The following is a 14,685-nucleotide window of genomic DNA, read 5'->3' as shown; positions in this document are numbered from 1 at the left end:
TGGTAAGTTGCCTGCGACCCCAGTTAGCGCAGGCTCGGGATTTGGATTCCCAACTGCGGTGCGAAAGCCGCCGCGATACCGACCACCGCGAGCACGGCGGCGATCACGCCAACCACGATGCCGGCCGTGGAGGAGCCGTCTTCCTTGCTCGGCTGGCTCGCGGGCTTCGTCGGGAACGCAACCGTGGTGTTGCCTTCACCGAGGCAAGCTTCCTCAGCGTCCGCGTTGGCGTTGAGGAAGGCGTTCAGGCCCTCGAAGTACTTGCCAGCGGAGGTTTTCTCGAAGGTGGAGTAGAACTTCTCCATCTGTGCCTCGTTGCCAAGGACATCGGTGAGACCAAGCAAGAGAGCTAGCAGGGCGCCAGCGAAGTTGCCTTCGATATCGCCCTCTTTCTTCCTCGCTTCGACGTAGTAATTATCCCAGTCTGTTTCCTCGGATTCGGTGCCGCCGGCGAGGTTCTGCCCATAGGCAGCTCGCGCGCGCAGCTGCAGATAAAACTTCGCGGTCGACTCATTCATACCTGCCATACCCAGTCGGTTCAGGTACGAGTCCTTGTTCAGGGCGTCGAATGCTGCGTCGAAGGCATCGACAGTCTTGTGGCCGGTGAGTGGTTGCTTGTTGGCGTCGACGAAGTCATTGCCAACGGGACGAGCGGACGGGTATGCGGCTTCGAGCGACAGGTTGATGTCGCGTGCAAACGTCGAGTCGAGTCGGCTTGCCACGTCCTGTTCCATCGATGTCAGGAAATCCTTCTCCGCCGCGGTGAAGGTCACCTTGCATTTGTTTTGGTCGAGGGGGCCGACCTGTGCTGCCTGCGCAGGCGTGACAGCGGAAAAGGCCACAGCGGTGGCAGTAGCAAGAGCAAGGAAGCGCGACGTTTTCATGGAAATCTCCTGGGAACGGGGTGGGGACTTCCGTAAGTATAAGCGGGATTCACCCCCTCAACTGGGCTATCGCATGGCGACGTAGAGCGCGAGTGCTGCCCGCCAGTTTGATGGTGCGAAGCCTGTGGCCTTGATCTTGTCCAGCGACAGGGTGGACTCGCGGGGGCGCACGGCAGCGTCGAGGCCGTACTCCTCGGTGGTCACGGGGTGGACGTCGGCGGGGTCACCGCCCATGGCGATGTAGACGGCCATGGCGATTTCGTCGCGGCCGACGGTGTCGCCGTCAGAGGTGATGTTGTACACGCCGTACTCGGCTTCCGTGGCAAGCAAGTGAGCGATTCCTTTGGCCAGGTCTTCGGCGGAGGTGGGGCGGCCGCGCTGGTCGGAGACCACTTTCGGCGTGGCGCCCTTCTCGGCGAGTTGGGCCATGGTTTCCATGAAGTTGGCGCCGTCGCCGAAGACCCAGGAGGTGCGGATGACGTAGTGTTTGCGCGCGGTTTGGGCGGCGGTGTCGCCGGCGGCTTTGGAGGCTCCGTAGGCGGACAGTGGCGAGGGCACCTCGGTTTCGTCGTGGACTTCGACCGTGCCGTCGAAGATGTAGTCGGAGGAGACGTGGACGAAGGTGAGGTCGTGTTCGTCGGCAAGTCGCGCGAGTGCGGCGGGGGCGGCGGCGTTGGTGGCCCAGGCGGCGGCGCGGTCGGTTTCGGCGCCGTTGACGTCGTTGTATGCGGCGCAGTTGACCACGGCCCAATACTCGGACCAGTCCATCGCGGGTGGCTCGGTGATGTCGAACTTGTCGCGGCCGACAAACAACGCTTCCTCGTCCGTCCAGATGGCACGCAGTGCACGGCCTAACTGCCCGTTGGCGCCGGTGACCAGGATGCGGCGGGGTGGCAGTGGGGTGGCGTCGGCAAGCATGGGGTGTGCTTGGTCGGCGGCGGAGAGTTCGGTGGGGTCGAGCGGCCAGTCGATCTCGCGGTAGGAGCAGTACGCACCGCCGGGGCTGTAGCGCTGGTTGACCAGGTAGATGTAGGTGGTGTCGTCTTCGAGCGCCTGGAAGCCGTTGGCTACGCCGCGGGGGACGAACACGGCGGTGTCGGGTCCGATTTCGCAGGTGAAGGTTTCGCCGTAGGTGTCGGAGCCGGCGCGCATGTCTACCCAGGCGCCGAAGACGCGCCCCGTTGCCACGGAGACCCATTTGTCCCAGGGTTCGGCGTGCATGCCGCGGGTGGCGCCGCGTCGGGCGTTGAAACTGACGTTTTGTTGCCGCGGCACGAGGGCTTGGCCGGCCCAGTTTTCTTTGAACCAGCCGCGGTTGTCTTTGTGCAGTGTGAGGTCGTGGATTTCAAGTCCTGCGATCATTACTGTCCCCTTTGCGCATATTGCTTCTCGACGACACCCTTACCGTCCTCCCACCACCGACGGTTTTCTCGGTACCAGTCGATGGTGTCGCGCAGGCCGGTGTCGAAGTCGTGCTTGGGTGTCCAGCCGAGTTCGGTGCGGAGTTTGGTGGCGTCCATGGTGTAGCGCTGGTCGTGGCCGGGCCGGTCGGCGACGTGTTCGTAGGTGCCGCCCATGATTTCGCAGATTGTTTCGATGACCTGCTTGTTTGTGGTGTGTGGCTGGTTTGCGCCGATATTATAGGTTTCGCCGAGCCGGCCGTGCTCGAGGATGGTGAGGACGGCGTCGTTGTGGTCGTCGACATGGATCCAGTCGCGCACCTGGGCGCCGGTGCCGTAGAGCTTCGCCGGCTGGCCGCACAGGATGTTGGTGATCTGGCGGGGGATGAACTTCTCTACATGCTGGTAGGGGCCGTAGTTGTTGGAGCAGTTCGAAATGGTCGCTTTGATGCCGAAGGAGCGTACCCATGCGCGCACGAGGTGGTCGGAGCCGGCCTTGGTGGCGGAGTAGGGCGACGACGGGTTGTAGGGGGTGGTTTCGGTAAACGCGTCGGTGCCGCCGAGTTCGAGGTCGCCGAAGACTTCGTCGGTGGAGATGTGGTGGAGGCGCTTATCAAATTTGCGCACGGCTTCTAACAGGGTGAAGGTGCCCACCACGTTGGATTGCACGAACGCACCTGGGTCCCGCAGGGAATTGTCGTTGTGGGATTCTGCGGCGAAGTGGATGACGGCGTCGGTGCGGTTGACGAGGTCGTCGATAAGCGATTGCTCGCAAATGTCCCCCTGGACGAACTCGACGCCCTCGGGGACGTTGGCGCGGTTGCCGGCGTAGGTGAGTTTGTCCACCACAACGACGCGGTAGCGCTGCGCCGCCATGCGTGCGAAGTTCGACCCGATGAAACCGGCGCCGCCGGTGACCAGCAAAGATTCCATATCGCGTTACCTTACAAGGCCTGCGAGGTGCACGAGCGCACCGACAACCGGCCCGACGAGCAGGGCGACGGTAACCGAGGTAGCCACGCCCCACGGCGCGATGAAGAGGACCGCGAAGGCGATCAGCGTTGCCGCGACCCACCCCGCGACGTAAAACGCATGCCGTTCCAGCGCGAGTACTGCCACGCCGGTGATCATGAGCATGCCCATAAACGCCGAGGCGAACGTGAGCAGTCCGAGCGTGAGGCCGGCGACGAACAGTTCCGGTTTGAACGCGAGTCGCAGGATCCATGGGCCGATGAGCCACGCGGCGACGAAACCGACCACGCCGAGGGCGAGCACCGCGCCGATGGGGGCGGCCAGCGCCTTGTAAATACGGTCGCGGTGTTCCACGAACCGCACCACCAGCGCGGATTGGAAGCGTTGCAGTGGCACGAGCACGGGTGCGCGGGTGAGCATAACGGCATTCGAGATCGCGGCGACGGTCAGGGAGGTCTGCGGGTCGTCGGGAAACGCGGCGCTGACGGCGGTGGGGAAGCCGGTGATCAGCGCTGCGGAGGCGCCTGAGGCGGTCATGGCGGAGAGGACGCGGCGCACGAACGTGGCGCGGTCCACGTCCAAGGCGACGCGCACCGGGTCGACGGCGAGGATGACCACCCAGCTCAGGGCGCCGATGACGGTGATGATGAGGAACTCGCGAAGCCCACCGCCGAGCAGCAGCGTGAGCACGGCGAGGACCAGGCGCGCGCCGGAGTCCAACGCCACGAGTGCGGCGTAGCGCTCCCACAGTCCCGCGCCGGACAGCACGCCGGAGAGCACCGATTGGAACGCGTAGGACAGCAGGCCGAACGCCAGTAGCGCGGTGGCCAGCGTCGGGTCGGAGGGAACGATCGTGCCCATGCCGAACAGGCCGAACACCGCCACGAGCGCCAGCGCCACCCCGCCGATGACCGCACCCATGCGCCACGGGTTGGCGTTGCCGCGAGTGCCGTCCTCGCGGGCGGCGGCGACGGCGCGGGTGGTTTCGTGGGTGATGCCGTCCACGATCCCGGCGCAGGCGAAGAACAACCCCCAGTAGGCCAGGAAGTACCGGTAGCCGGTTTCTACGTCCAGCGCCCACCCGGCGACCCAGACGACGACCAGCCCGCTGATGGCGGCGAACACTGTCGCCAGCGAGAGGTGTTTCACGGGCACTCCGGCAGTTCGGCGTGCTGTACCCAGGCGTCCAGAATCCCTGTGACCTGCGCGGCGTCGGCGCCGTTGCGGGCAAAGGCGTCAATGAGCGTTTGCGTATCGACGATCCCGTCCGCGTTCGCAGCCACATAATCGCGCACCGTGTTGAAGAAGACTGGGTCGCCGACGCTTCGTCGTAAAGCATGCAGCGTGATCGCGCCACGTTTGTACACGCGGTCGTCGAACATGTCGCGCGGGCCCGGATCCGCCAGGGTAAACCGCATGGGGGTGAGTTTGTCGTAGTGGGTGCGCACGGAGTCGTCGATAGGCATCTGTCCTGCGTGATCCGCCCACAGCCACTCGGCGTAGCAGGCGAAACCCTCGTTGAGCCAGATGTCGCGCCAGTGGCCGATGCCGAGCGAGTTGCCGAACCATTGGTGCGCCAACTCGTGCGCGATCAGCCGCTCGTTGCGGCGCAGGTGGTTGATGCCGAAGATGGACAGGCCCTGCGCCTCGAGCGGGATTTCCAGCGCCTCCTCGTGCACGACTACCTGGTAGTTCTCAAACGGGTACGGCCCGAAGACGGTTTCAAAGTAGTCCAGCATCGCCTGCTGTTTGTTTAGGTCGCCGGGTTGCGCGCCGGGCAGCCATGCGACGACGTTGCGGCCGAGCTCCACGCGTTGGAACTGGCCGACCTGCACCGTGGCCAGGTACGTCGGCATGGGGTGCGCGGTGGTGTTGGTCACGGCGACGTAGTCGCGGTCGGTGCGCACGTTAAACGTGTAGGTCGCCTTCTCGTCGGGGGTGTCGTTGCAGGGGAACCAGGTGGGTGCGCCGTTGGGCTGGTTGGCGGTCAGCGCGCCGTTGTCCAGTTCCTCCCAGCCGAGTTCACCCCACGCGGTGCGTCGCGGGCGGGGGTTGCCGCCGTAGCGGATGGTAAGGGTGAATTCGGTGTGGGCCGGGAGGTCGTCGTGAAGCGAGATGCGCAATTTTCCACCCGACTGGCGGAAGCGCTTGATGCCACTGCTTATCGACGACTCCACGCGCCGAACCGCAAGCCCCTCCGCCATATCCAACGTCAGGTGGTGCAGGGCTTCGGTGGTGGTCAGCGTCAACGTTGCGGTGGCGTTGAGCCGGTTGGGTCCGACGATGTAGTCGAAATCCAGGTCGTAATGCGTGACGTGGAACCCACGGTTGGGTTCCACGCCCGTGTAGTTGTCGCTGCGGCGTTTCATCGCCTGCGAAGTCTAGTCCAGCGCGGGCTTACACCCCGAGTGCCGGTGCGATAGTGGTGCGCCAGGCCTTGTCCAGGTCGTCGCGCCAGTACGGCCAGGAGTGGGTGCCCACGTTGCGCAGCTCGAAGTGCGCCGGGATGTTCAACCCGTCGAGCTTTGCCTTGAGGTCGTGGGTGCAGGTGTTGATCGCAGCCTCGATCACGCCGCCTTCTACCTGCAGCGTTGCCGCGCCGATGTGTGCGATCGGGTCCGGTGCGCCGAGGCCGATGAGGTAGCTGACCTGGTCGCTGCGCCCCGCCAGGCCGGTGCCCGCGGAGACGTAGAGCTTCAGGCCGCGCAGTTTCTCGGCGTTGAGCAGGGCGTCGTTCCAGCGGTTGTACGGTCCGCCCATTGGGCCCCACATCATCTCCGGGGTGACGGTTTTGAAGTCCTGGGTGGCCGACGCGCGGTTCACGGTGATGCGGGCGAAGTTGTAGCCGGCTGGCGAGGACGTCGCCGCGCAGCCGGAGAACGACGCCGCCGCCTTGTACATGCCCGGGTTGTGTTGCGGCAGGACGAGCGCCGAGGTGCCCGACATGGAGAACCCGGCGATCGCTCGGTTGTTATTTGCACCGAGGGTGCGCTCAATCGGACCAGGCAGTTCCTTGGTCAGGAACGTCTCCCACTTCTGCGGGCCGTTGAGGTAGCGGGAGCGCACGGTTGGGGCGACCCAGTCGGTGTAGTAGGAAAAAGCGCCAGCCTGCGGGATGACCACGTTGACACCCTTGCCCGCGAAGTAGTCCTTGGTGGTGTGCAGGTGGATCCAGTCCTGGTCCTGCTCCGCACCGCCTGCGCCGTTGAGCAGGTAGAGCGTCGGCGCCCCCTGGACGCGCTGACCGGCCGGGTTGGTGGCGGGGATGACGGCAACCGGGATGTCACGGTTCATCGACGGGGAGAACACGTTGTAGGACAGGACCGTTTTGTGGTCGACCTGCTTCACCCAGGACTGCGGCTTGCCGGTGTGGATGACAGTCGGCGGGTTTGCCGTGGCGTCCCACGCCTTGACCACGCCAACCGGCTGCGCCACCGCGGGAGTCGTACCGCATGCGAGGGCGACGGCGGTGAGTGCTGCGAGCGCAGCTTTCTTCAAGGTCTTCATGAGGCGGGTCCCCGTTTCTGTAACGAAAGTGTGTTGCCTGACGACATTCGAAGCGTCATTGTACGGTACATACGTTAAACCTGTGGCTATTGTTACAGATGTTCCACGTTTTGAAAGGAAAGCGACATGAACCCGATCGAATCCGTCCAGCTGCAGATCAATGAGGTCCTCGGCCAGCTCATCCACTTCGGCTCCTCGACGTCCTCCACGATCGCCTACGGCCTGGGCATGTTCTAAAAGCTAGAAAAAGAGGCACCCTGTGGCAGGGTGCCTCTTTTTTATTGCCTGTTTTTACAGGCGCGGTTACAGGCCGAGTGCCGACTTGAACACGGTCTCGTAGGAGCGCTTCAGGTCGTCGCGCCACACCGGCCAGGAATGGGTGCCCACCGGGCGCAGCTCAGCGTGAGCGACCTCCGCACCGTTGGCACGCGCCTTGACCAGGAAGTCGTGGGTGCAGGCGTTCATCGCGGCCTCGATCGCGCCGCCTTCGACCAGCAGGGTCGCGGCGTTCGCGGAACCCTTCACAAACGCGTCGGAGGAGTCCAGGCCCGCATCTTCGAGGCGCTTCCGCAACGTGCCCGGCATGTCGGTCTCCGCTGCGAGGCCGGTGCCGGTGGAGATGTACACCTTCGTGTCAGTGCCCGCCAGAGCTGGTGCGTTGACTAGGGCATCGTAGCGGCGGTTGTAGTCCGAACCCATCGGGCCGAAGATGTACTCAGGCGTCATGACACCCGGTGCAGCACGGTCCACCGTGAGGTTGATGAAGAAGCTCGGCAGCGGACGCGACGTTGCCGGGCAGCCGGAGAACGAGCCGACGGCCTTAAACATGTTCGGGTTGTGCTCAGCGAGCAGCAGCGACGAGGTGGCGGACATAGACATGCCGATCACGCCACGGCGGTTCGGGTCAGCCTTGATGTACGGCTCGATGGTCTGCGGCAGTTCCTTGGCCAGGAACGTCGACCACATCTGCTTGCCCTTGTAAAACACGTTTTTCTCCGTCGGCGGCTCTGCAGCCCAGTCGACGTAGTACGAGAACGCGCCCTCCATCGGGATGACCACGTTCGCGCCCGAGCGACCGTAGACCTCGTGGACTTCTTCGAGGGCCTGGGAAACCCAGTCGGTGTCCTGCTCGGAGCCACCAGCGCCATTAAGTAGGTAAACCGTCGGGGCGTTCTCGACCGTTTCGCCCTTGTCGTTGGTGGCGTAGAACACCGCGACCGGAATGTAACGGCCCATCGATTCCGAGTACACGCGCAGCGCTTCGTTCTTCCACACGTGCTGGTTGTCGGCCAGACGCTTGACCCAGCGCTGCTCCGCGCCGCTCATCGTCTTCGGCACCTCGCCGAGTTCCTTGATCGCCGGGTGCTGCTGCATATCCTCACCCATCGGGTTCAGCTTCGCCGCATCCTCCGAAATCACCGTGGCGTCCGCATCTGTGTCAGCGGCTGAGTCGTCCTTGGCGTCCGCGTCGTCCTTCGAGGTGAGGTCCTCGTTGGTCGTGTCCTTGCTGGAGCCCTCCGGTACCAGCTCGGACGTGGTGGGGGTGGGCTCGTTCGAAGTTGGGGTTTCGGACGTTGCCGACGTTGTCGACTTCTCTGTCGGCTCGGTCGGGGTGGTCGTCTCCGAGGTGGTGGTCTCAGGCAGTGTTGTATTCACTGTCGACTGGGCAGCGCTGAGGACGGCGGGGGTGTCGTCGTCAAGCGAAGATGCGTAATGGACAACGGGAACGGCACCTGCTGTAACAAGGGCGACAGCGGCTACGGCGATGGCCGGACGCGTGAGTTTCACGGAACTGTGCTCGCTTTCCTAAAGACTTGGGGAGATCCTCCGCCACATTTTGCCAGACGGGGACGTACCATATGCATCGTGAGTAAAGAACATTTTGACGTTGTTGTCCTCGGCGCGGGCCCCGGTGGCTACGTCGCCGCCATCCGTGCAGCTCAGCTGGGTAAGAAAGTTGCTGTCATTGAGAAGCAGTACTGGGGCGGAGTCTGCCTCAACGTAGGCTGCATCCCATCCAAGGCGCTGATCAAGAACGCTGAAGTCGCTTCGATCTTCAACCACGAAGCAAAAACTTTCGGCATCAAGGGTGACGTGGAGTTTGACTACACCGACGCCCACAAGCGTTCCCGCCAGGTCTCCCAGAAGATCGTCGGCGGCGTGCACTACCTGATGAAGAAGAACAAGATCCAGGAAATCAACGGCCTGGGCTCCTTCAAGGACGCCAAGACCATCGAGATCACCGAGGGTGACGACAAGGGCAAGACCGTCACTTTCGACGACTGCATCATCGCCACCGGCGCCGTCGTGCGCACCCTGCCGGGCATCGAGCTGTCCGAGAACGTCGTCTCCTACGAAGAGCAGATCCTCAACCCTGAGGCTCCGGAGAAGATGGTCATCGTCGGCGCAGGCGCGATCGGCATGGAGTTCGCCTACGTGCTGTCCAACTACGGCGTTGACGTCACCGTCATCGAGTACCAGGACCGCGTCCTGCCGAACGAAGACAAGGACGTCTCCAAGGAAATCGCCAAGGCGTACAAGAAGCTCGGCGTGAAGCTGCTCACCGGCCACGCCACCACCGAGGTCCGCGACAACGGCGACTCCGTCGAGGTCGACGTGAAGAAGAACGGCTCCGACAAGACCGAGACCCTCAAGGCCGATCGCGTCATGATCTCCGTCGGCTTCGCACCGCGCACCGAGGGCTACGGCCTGGAGAACACCGGCGTTGAGCTCACCGACCGTGGCGCCATTGCTATCGACGAGCGCATGCGCACCAACGTCGATCACATCTACGCCATCGGCGACGTCACCGCGAAGCTCCAGCTCGCCCACGTCGCAGAGGCACAGGGCATCATCGCCGCCGAGACCATCGCGGGTGCAGAGACCCTCGAGATCGAGGACTACATGATGACCCCGCGCGCCACCTTCTGTAACCCGCAGGTTGCTTCCATGGGTTACACCGAGGAGCAGGCCAAGGAGAAGTGGCCGGACCGCGACATCAAGGTCGCGACCTTCCCGTTCACCGCAAACGGCAAGGCAGTCGGCCTGGCTGAGACCGCTGGCTTTGGCAAGCTCGTCGCGGACGCCGAGTTCGGCGAGATCCTCGGCGCCCACCTCGTTGGCGCGAACGTTTCCGAGCTTCTGCCGGAGGTTGTGCTTGCACAGCGCTTCGATCTGACCGCTGGTGAGATCGCTCGCTCCATTCACATCCACCCGACCCTGTCTGAGGTGCTCAAGGAAGTTGCCCACGGCGTCGAAGGCCACATGATCAACCTCTAATTGATCGCCGCATAAAAAGGGGCGCGACCGCACAGGTCGCGCCCCTTTTTTATGTTGTGGTGCGGATCGTCTAGCTGCCACTAGACGATCCGCACCATATTGAACATGGGTTGCGTTATCACCTGGGAAAACGCGGGCGAGGTGCGTTGATCGTCTGGTTGTGCTGCCGAGGAAGCTAGACGATCAGCAAAAGCGGAACGCGGCGCCCCGGCTGGCGGGGTGCCGCGTGGGGTCGTCGATTAGCGAGTGCTTATGCGCCTGCGACTGCTGCTGCGAGCTTGTCCAGGGACTTGGCTAGGAAGTCGTCGTTGAACTTCTCGGTCATGCCCAGCAGGTTCTCCTCCAGCTCATCGCGCTGGTAGGTGAGCTTCACGGTGGTGTTGTCGGCGTCGATCGGCTCGAGCTCGTAGAGCCACTTCGCGCCAACCTTCACCTGGGCGGTGGTGTTTTCCACGTTCTTCCAGCCAATGATGCGGTCCGGCTGGATGGCGAAGACCTCGTTGACGGTCTGGTAGTCGCCGTCCTCCTTGGTCATGTTCATAGTGAACGTGTCGCCGACTGCCTTGAGGCGCTCGGCCTGATCGGCGGAGACAACCATGCCGGAGTCGTCGGTCTCGGCGTGGCGCTCGGGGTTGGACAGGATGTCGAAGATCGCGGCCGCAGGGGCATCAATCTGACGGGTTGCAGAGTTCTCGGTGTTCTTGTCAATAGCCATGGGGGCCAGCGTACCGATTTCGCCCCGAGCTGGCAGTTAGGTGAAACTAACCAACCAAAGATTGACACTTAACGGGGTGAGGATTGTTGGCTATCCACCATCAATGCCTCGCGGTGAGGAAGGTCACAAAGTGCGGTGCGTACTGGGGAGAGGGGTCAAGTGTCGGTTGAAACTTGGGAAAAACATGGATCGGCCTGCAATTCAGGTGTGTGTAACCGGCGCGATTCTCATAGAGTATTAGCGACACTGGAGGTGCCATGACTGTACAAAACGCAGACCGTGAAGCCATTCGTCACGGAAAAATTACTGAAAAGCCGCTGCGCGAGCGGCCGTCCTACCCAACATGGGCCATCAAGCTGACCATGGCCATCACCGGCCTCATCTTCGGTCTCTTCGTGCTTGGCCACATGGTGGGCAACCTGAAGATCTTTATGCCGCTGCACGCCGACGGCTCCGCGCCGATCGACGACTACGGCGAGTTCCTCCGCACGATCGGCGAGCCGCTGTTCCCGCGTGAGGGCTTCCTGTGGATTATTCGCATCGTGCTGCTCGCCTGCCTGGTGCTGCACGTTTGGGGAGCATTCGCCCTGCACGGCCGTTCGAAGAAGTCCCGCGGTCGCTTCAAGCGCACGGGCCTGATGGGTGGCTGGCAGTCCACCGCGACCCGCGCAATGCTGGTCACGGGTGTCATCCTGCTGCTGTTCATCGTGTTCCACATCCTGGACCTCACCATGGGTGTTGCTGTGGCTTCCGACGAGTTCGTCCACGGCGCAGTCCGCAACAACCTGCTGGCTACCTTTGGCCCAGGTCGTTGGTGGGTCACCCTGGTTTACGTTGTCGCGAACCTGGCACTGCTGCTGCACCTGACCCACGGCATCTACCTCGCTGTGTCTGACCTTGGCTGGTTGGGCAAGCGCGGTGAGGGCCTCATGGTCGTGCTCGCGTACATCCTCCCGTTCATCGTCGTCGCCGGAAACGTCATCATGCCGATCGCTCTTGCGGCCGGCTGGGTCCCGGACTTCGTTCGGTAATGGCCAAATAGGAGAAACAATATGACTACCTCTATTTCCTCGAATCAGGGTTCGCACGGCGAGCAGGCCTCCACCGAGACGCCGGCTGCTGGCCAGGCCCAGGCCCAGGCGTTCCGTCAGCCGGAGTCGGCTGCTGCTGGTGTCACCCCGGGTGAGATCCTGCAGTCCAACGAGCCAAACCGCGACGAAGTGCGCATGAAGGACATGTGGGAGTTCCAGAAGGACCACATGAACCTGGTGTCGCCGCTGAACCGTCGTAAGTTCACCGTCCTCGTTGTTGGTACCGGCCTGTCCGGTGGCGCAGCTGCTGCGGCACTTGGCGAGCTCGGCTACAACGTCAAGTCCTTCACCTACCACGATGCTCCGCGTCGTGCGCACTCCATTGCTGCACAGGGTGGCGTCAACTCCGCCCGCGGCAAGAAGGTGGATAACGACGGTGCTTACCGCCACGTCAAGGACACCGTGAAGGGCGGCGACTACCGCTGCCGCGAGTCCGACTGCTGGCGCCTGGCTGTCGAGTCGGTCCGCGTGATCGACCACATGAACGCCATTGGCGCTCCGTTCGCTCGTGAGTACGGCGGCACCCTGGCCACCCGTTCGTTCGGTGGTGTGCAGGTCTCCCGTACCTACTACACCCGTGGCCAAACAGGCCAGCAGCTGCAGCTGTCCACCGCTTCGGCTCTGCAGCGCCAGATCCACCTGGGCAACGTTGAGATCTTCACTCACCACGACCTGATGGATCTGATCATCACCCAGAAGGACGGCAAGAAGCACTGCTCCGGCATTGTGACCCGTAACCTGATCAACGGTGAGATCACGCCGTTCACCGGCCACGCAGTCATCCTGGCTACGGGCGGTTACGGCAACGTGTACCACAAGACCACGCTGGCGAAGAACTCCAACTCTTCCGCCATGATGCGTGCGTACGAGCGTGGTGCCTACCTGGCGTCCCCGTGCTTCGTCCAGTTCCACCCGACTGGTCTTCCGGTCAACGCGAAGTGGCAGGCAAAGACCACGCTGATGTCGGAGTCGCTGCGTAACGACGGCCGCATTTGGACCCCGAAGGAAAAGGGCGACGACCGCGACCCGAACACCATTCCGGAAGACGAGCGTGACTACTTCCTGGAGCGTCGCTACCCGGCCTTCGGCAACCTGGTGCCGCGTGACGTTGCGTCCCGTGCGATCTCCCAGCAGCTCAACGCCGGCTACGGTGTTGGCCCGCTGCACAACTCCGCATACCTGGACTTCTCCGACGCGATTGAGCGCCTCGGCGAGGACACCATCCGTGAGCGTTACTCGAACCTGTTCGAGATGTACGAGGACTCCACTGGCGACGACCCGTACAAGGCTCCGATGCGTATTGCACCGACCGTCCACTTCACCATGGGCGGCCTGTGGACCGACTTCAACGAGATGACCTCCATCGACGGCCTGTTCGCCGCCGGTGAGTGCTCCTGGACCTACCACGGTGCAAACCGTCTGGGTGCTAACTCGCTGCTGTCCGCATCCGTCGACGGCTGGTTCACCCTGCCGTTCACCGTCCCGAACTACCTGGCAAACCACCTCGGTGAGGAGAAGCTCTCCGAGGACTCCCAGGAAGCCAAGGACGTTGTTGCTGAGGTGGAGGAGCGCATCGCGCGCATCATGTCCATCCGTGGTCCGGAGCCGCACGGCCCGGAGCACTTCCACGAGCAGCTCGGCGACATCCTCTACGAGCACTGTGGCGTTGCCCGTACCGTGGAGGGCCTGGAAGAGGGCATCCGTAAGATCCGTGCACTGCGCGAGGACTTCTGGACCAACATTCACATCCCGGGTACCGCGGATGACATGAACCAGACCCTCGAGGCAGCGCTGCGCCTGGTTGACTACATCAACCTCGGCGAGCTCATGTGCATCGACGCTCTTGACCGCGACGAGTCCTGCGGTGCTCACTACCGTATGGATCACCTCACCGATGACGGCGAGGCAGAGCGTGACGACGACAACTGGTGCTTCGTCTCCGCGTGGGAGCCGGCCGGCGAAGGCCAGTTCATCCGCCACGCTGAACCCCTGTACTTCGATTCGATCCCGCTGATGGCAAGGAACTACAAGTAATGAAACTGACACTTGAAATCTGGCGCCAGGCTGGTCCTGACACTGAGGGCAGCTTCGAGACCGTCCAGGTCGACGACGCTGTGGAGCAGATGTCCATCCTGGAGCTGCTCGACCACGTCAACAACAACTACGTCGAAGAGGGCAAAGAACCGTTCGTGTTCGCCTCTGACTGCCGCGAAGGCATTTGCGGCACCTGTGGCGTACTGGTCAACGGTCGCCCGCACGGTGCTGGCCAGAACACGACGGCCTGCCTGCAGCGCCTGTTTAACTACAACGACGGCGACACGCTCAAGATTGAGCCGTTCCGCTCCGGTGCATTCCCGGTGATCAAGGACCTGACTGTGGACCGTTCCGCCCTGGACCGCGTCATGCAGCAGGGCGGCTACGTCTCGGTCAACGCCGGTACCGCTCCGGATGCTGACACGCTGGCTGTGAACCACAAGGACGCAGAGACCGCGCTTGACTACGCGGCCTGCATCGGCTGTGGCGCTTGTGTGGCTGCCTGCCCGAACGGTGCTGCGCACCTGTTCACTGGCGCGAAGCTCAAGCACCTGAAGCTGCTGCCGCTGGGCAAGATGGAGCGCGGCCGCCGTGCCCGCAACATGGTTGATGAGCTGGAGACGAACTTCGGCCACTGCTCGCTGTACGGCGAGTGTGCTGATGTTTGCCCGGCCGGTATCCCGCTTGATGCAGTCGGTGCGATCAACGCTGAGCGTGCCCGTGCTGCCTTCAAGGGTGGCGACGACTAGATCTGCCGTATACTCCGAGGTATTGGAGTCCTGGTAGAACCAGCAGTAGTAGAA

General features: G+C 63.0%; 12 protein-coding genes. 4 read left to right on the top strand and 8 right to left on the bottom strand.

The features are described 5' to 3' along the window. Positions 1 to 23: 23 nt before the first annotated feature. The 7 genes from HMPREF3145_RS01640 to HMPREF3145_RS01610 all read right to left on the bottom strand — a co-directional run bounded on the left by HMPREF3145_RS01640 (position 24) and on the right by HMPREF3145_RS01610 (position 8,551). Positions 24 to 884, bottom strand: coding sequence for a hypothetical protein (locus HMPREF3145_RS01640; RefSeq protein ID WP_070421522.1), 861 nt, complete (start codon positions 882 to 884; stop codon positions 24 to 26). 66 nt (positions 885 to 950) lie between these two features. Beyond that, positions 951 to 2,246, bottom strand: coding sequence for a sugar nucleotide-binding protein (locus tag HMPREF3145_RS01635; RefSeq protein WP_070421521.1), 1,296 nt, complete (start codon positions 2,244 to 2,246; stop codon positions 951 to 953). Beyond that, positions 2,246 to 3,217: a dTDP-glucose 4,6-dehydratase gene (gene rfbB / locus HMPREF3145_RS01630; protein ID WP_070421520.1), complete on the bottom strand. Its 972-nt coding sequence runs from the start codon at positions 3,215 to 3,217 to the stop codon at positions 2,246 to 2,248. Before rfbB ends, HMPREF3145_RS01635 begins: the two co-directional genes overlap by 1 nt. 6 nt (positions 3,218 to 3,223) lie before the next feature. After that, positions 3,224 to 4,405 carry a polysaccharide biosynthesis protein gene (locus HMPREF3145_RS01625; RefSeq protein WP_070421519.1) on the bottom strand — a complete coding sequence of 394 codons (1,182 nt, stop codon included), beginning with the start codon at positions 4,403 to 4,405 and terminating at the stop codon, positions 3,224 to 3,226. Further along, positions 4,402 to 5,625 carry a M1 family metallopeptidase gene (locus tag HMPREF3145_RS01620; RefSeq protein WP_070421518.1) on the bottom strand — a complete coding sequence of 408 codons (1,224 nt, stop codon included), beginning with the start codon at positions 5,623 to 5,625 and terminating at the stop codon, positions 4,402 to 4,404. The genes HMPREF3145_RS01625 and HMPREF3145_RS01620 overlap by 4 nt, the downstream gene beginning before the upstream one ends. A 28-nt stretch (positions 5,626 to 5,653) precedes the next feature. Then, positions 5,654 to 6,763, bottom strand: a complete 1,110-nt coding sequence (locus tag HMPREF3145_RS01615; protein WP_070421517.1) for an alpha/beta hydrolase — start codon at positions 6,761 to 6,763, stop codon at positions 5,654 to 5,656. Between the two features lie 303 nt (positions 6,764 to 7,066). Next, complete coding sequence (locus HMPREF3145_RS01610) at positions 7,067 to 8,551, bottom strand: alpha/beta hydrolase (protein WP_141740780.1); 1,485 nt, start codon at positions 8,549 to 8,551, stop codon at positions 7,067 to 7,069. 78 nt (positions 8,552 to 8,629) lie between these two features. Between HMPREF3145_RS01610 and lpdA the strand changes: the two genes are divergently transcribed. After that, the gene (gene lpdA / locus HMPREF3145_RS01605; protein WP_070421516.1) at positions 8,630 to 10,042 is read left to right on the top strand and encodes a dihydrolipoyl dehydrogenase; all 1,413 of its coding nucleotides are present in this window, start codon (positions 8,630 to 8,632) and stop codon (positions 10,040 to 10,042) included. Positions 10,043 to 10,292: 250 nt separating this feature from the next. Here lpdA and HMPREF3145_RS01600 read toward each other — a convergent pair whose 3' ends face one another. Then, positions 10,293 to 10,757 (bottom strand): SRPBCC family protein, encoded by a 465-nt coding sequence (locus HMPREF3145_RS01600; RefSeq protein WP_070421515.1) that lies wholly within the window; start codon positions 10,755 to 10,757, stop codon positions 10,293 to 10,295. A 257-nt stretch (positions 10,758 to 11,014) separates the two neighbouring features. Here HMPREF3145_RS01600 and HMPREF3145_RS01595 point away from each other — a divergent pair, with 257 nt between their 5' ends. From HMPREF3145_RS01595 to HMPREF3145_RS01585, 3 genes are read left to right on the top strand one after another with little or no spacing between them, the layout of a single operon-like run. Then, positions 11,015 to 11,788 (top strand): succinate dehydrogenase cytochrome b subunit, encoded by a 774-nt coding sequence (locus HMPREF3145_RS01595; RefSeq protein ID WP_070421514.1) that lies wholly within the window; start codon positions 11,015 to 11,017, stop codon positions 11,786 to 11,788. Between the two features lie 21 nt (positions 11,789 to 11,809). Then, positions 11,810 to 13,882 carry a fumarate reductase/succinate dehydrogenase flavoprotein subunit gene (locus HMPREF3145_RS01590; protein WP_070421513.1) on the top strand — a complete coding sequence of 691 codons (2,073 nt, stop codon included), beginning with the start codon at positions 11,810 to 11,812 and terminating at the stop codon, positions 13,880 to 13,882. Continuing rightward, positions 13,882 to 14,631: a succinate dehydrogenase/fumarate reductase iron-sulfur subunit gene (locus HMPREF3145_RS01585; RefSeq protein WP_070421512.1), complete on the top strand. Its 750-nt coding sequence runs from the start codon at positions 13,882 to 13,884 to the stop codon at positions 14,629 to 14,631. Before HMPREF3145_RS01590 ends, HMPREF3145_RS01585 begins: the two co-directional genes overlap by 1 nt. Positions 14,632 to 14,685: the final 54 nt, after the last annotated feature.

The organism is Corynebacterium sp. HMSC05C01, assembly GCF_001807155.1.
GTDB lineage: Bacteria > Actinomycetota > Actinomycetes > Mycobacteriales > Mycobacteriaceae > Corynebacterium > Corynebacterium coyleae.
Note: the sequence above shows the minus strand (reverse complement) of the source record. Positions and strands in the feature narration are given on the sequence as shown.

Coding starts and splice junctions, on each gene's coding strand:
- HMPREF3145_RS01640 (WP_070421522.1), bottom strand. CDS start 884: ATGAAAACGTCGCGCTTCCTTGCTCTTGCTACTGCCACCGCTGTGGCC.
- HMPREF3145_RS01635 (WP_070421521.1), bottom strand. CDS start 2,246: ATGATCGCAGGACTTGAAATCCACGACCTCACACTGCACAAAGACAAC.
- rfbB (WP_070421520.1), bottom strand. CDS start 3,217: ATGGAATCTTTGCTGGTCACCGGCGGCGCCGGTTTCATCGGGTCGAAC.
- HMPREF3145_RS01620 (WP_070421518.1), bottom strand. CDS start 5,625: ATGAAACGCCGCAGCGACAACTACACGGGCGTGGAACCCAACCGTGGG.
- HMPREF3145_RS01615 (WP_070421517.1), bottom strand. CDS start 6,763: ATGAAGACCTTGAAGAAAGCTGCGCTCGCAGCACTCACCGCCGTCGCC.
- HMPREF3145_RS01600 (WP_070421515.1), bottom strand. CDS start 10,757: ATGGCTATTGACAAGAACACCGAGAACTCTGCAACCCGTCAGATTGAT.
- HMPREF3145_RS01595 (WP_070421514.1), top strand. CDS start 11,015: ATGACTGTACAAAACGCAGACCGTGAAGCCATTCGTCACGGAAAAATT.
- HMPREF3145_RS01590 (WP_070421513.1), top strand. CDS start 11,810: ATGACTACCTCTATTTCCTCGAATCAGGGTTCGCACGGCGAGCAGGCC.
- HMPREF3145_RS01585 (WP_070421512.1), top strand. CDS start 13,882: ATGAAACTGACACTTGAAATCTGGCGCCAGGCTGGTCCTGACACTGAG.